We start from the raw sequence: 1,500 nt of genomic DNA on the forward strand, positions 1-1,500 counted from the left end.
GCGTGTGCCGGTCGGGCCCTCCTCGCTGTTCGGTGTCGGCTCGCGCCGGTCCTGTCCGTCAGACGGTCACCGGGATGCCGAGCATCGCGGAAGCCTGCTGGAGCGGGCTGAGGACGCGCCTGGGCGCGGCGGCCCGGGGGAGGCCGCGGCAGGTGAACCCGAGCTGGGTCATGGCCCGGAGGACTTCACCGGCGCTGAAGTCGCGGCGGTCCTGGCGCGTGATGACCTGCCCGACCTGCTTGACGGGGTAGGTACGGCGCCCGATGATCACGGACTCGCCGACGACCTGCTCGGGCTTGATGCCCTTCATCGACTCCAGGACACCGCTCTTGGTCAGGTCGAAGGGGAAACGGGCGATGACACAGCGCATGTTGCCTCACAGGAAGAAGAAGACGGGGACAGCCGTGCCGCGGTGAGGCGGTTCAGCGGGCAAGGGCGAGGACGCCCAGAGCACTGCCCTGCTCATCGACGACCGGCAGGGCATCGAGCCGGCGGTAGCGCATCGCGTGTTCGGCTTCGGCCATCGTGGTTGCGGGTGAGGCGACCGGCCCGCGGTCCCCCAGCAGGTCGCGGAGACGGACCCGGTCGGTGTACGCCGCGCTGTCGCGGATGGCGGTGAGCTGGGCCTGCGTGACCAGCCCGGTGCACAGGCCGTCCTCGTCGCAGACGAGCAGATGACCCGCGCGGGCGCCGGCCATGACGGCCAGGGCCACCTCGACCGTCATGTCGTCACATACCTGTGGACCGGCCGCCTCCATCGCGTCGTCCACCGTCCGGTGCACAGCGTTGGCGTTCGCCGAGCGGGGCTGCATCTGGACCAGCGTCAAAACGTACCTCCTGCAGAGATGGGTCAGTTTCCTGATCACGTGCTTCTCAGGCCGCCGCATCGAAGGCGGACTGCCGCACGCTCACGCGCCGGGCCGTCGAAGCGGGCCGTCGCCTGCCCCGGGAAGCGGCGCTGCGCTTGGCGCGTTCGACGACCGGTGCGGTGATGACGACGGGGACGCCGGAGGGGGCCTGGGCGCCGGTGATCCGGTGCAGGGCCTCTTCGCCCGAGCGGACCTGCGTGGTCTGCGGGGTGATCCCGGCGGCCTGCATGAGGCGGGTCATGTCGCGGCGCTGGTTGGGGGTGACGAGGGTGACGACGCTGCCGGACTCGCCGGCGCGGGCGGTGCGGCCGCCGCGGTGGAGGTAGTCCTTGGGGTCGGTCGGCGGGTCGATGTTCACGACGAGGTCGAGGTTGTCGACGTGGATGCCGCGCGCCGCCACGTTCGTCGCGACCAGCACGGTGACGTGCCCGGTCTTGAACTGGGTCAGGGTGCGGGTGCGCTGCGGCTGCGACTTCCCGCCGTGCAGGGCGGCGGCCCGCACGCCGCTGTTCAGCAGGTCCTGGGTCAGCCGGTCGACGGCGTGCTTGGTGTCCAGGAACATCATCACCCGGCCCTCGCGCGCCGCGATCTCCGTCGTCGTCCGGTGCTTGTCGGCGCCGTGGACGTGCAG

General features: G+C 71.3%; 3 protein-coding genes. All 3 read right to left on the bottom strand.

Annotated elements, in window-relative coordinates; all coding sequences use genetic code 11:
- Positions 1–58: 58 nt before the first annotated feature.
- Positions 59–370: an SCO5918 family protein gene (locus tag ACWGE1_RS41040; protein ID WP_327736547.1), complete on the bottom strand. Its 312-nt coding sequence runs from the start codon at positions 368–370 to the stop codon at positions 59–61.
- Between the two features lie 52 nt (positions 371–422).
- A complete protein-coding gene (locus tag ACWGE1_RS41045; protein ID WP_453425569.1) occupies positions 423–827 on the bottom strand; it encodes a CBS domain-containing protein in 405 nt (134 codons plus the stop codon).
- A 46-nt stretch (positions 828–873) separates the two neighbouring features.
- The coding region (locus ACWGE1_RS41050; protein ID WP_453425570.1) for a helicase-related protein at positions 874–1,500 on the bottom strand (627 nt) is incomplete at its 5' end.

Source organism: Streptomyces sp. NPDC054932 (genome assembly GCF_053610205.1).

Coding starts and splice junctions, on each gene's coding strand:
- ACWGE1_RS41040 (WP_327736547.1), bottom strand. CDS start 370: ATGCGCTGTGTCATCGCCCGTTTCCCCTTCGACCTGACCAAGAGCGGT.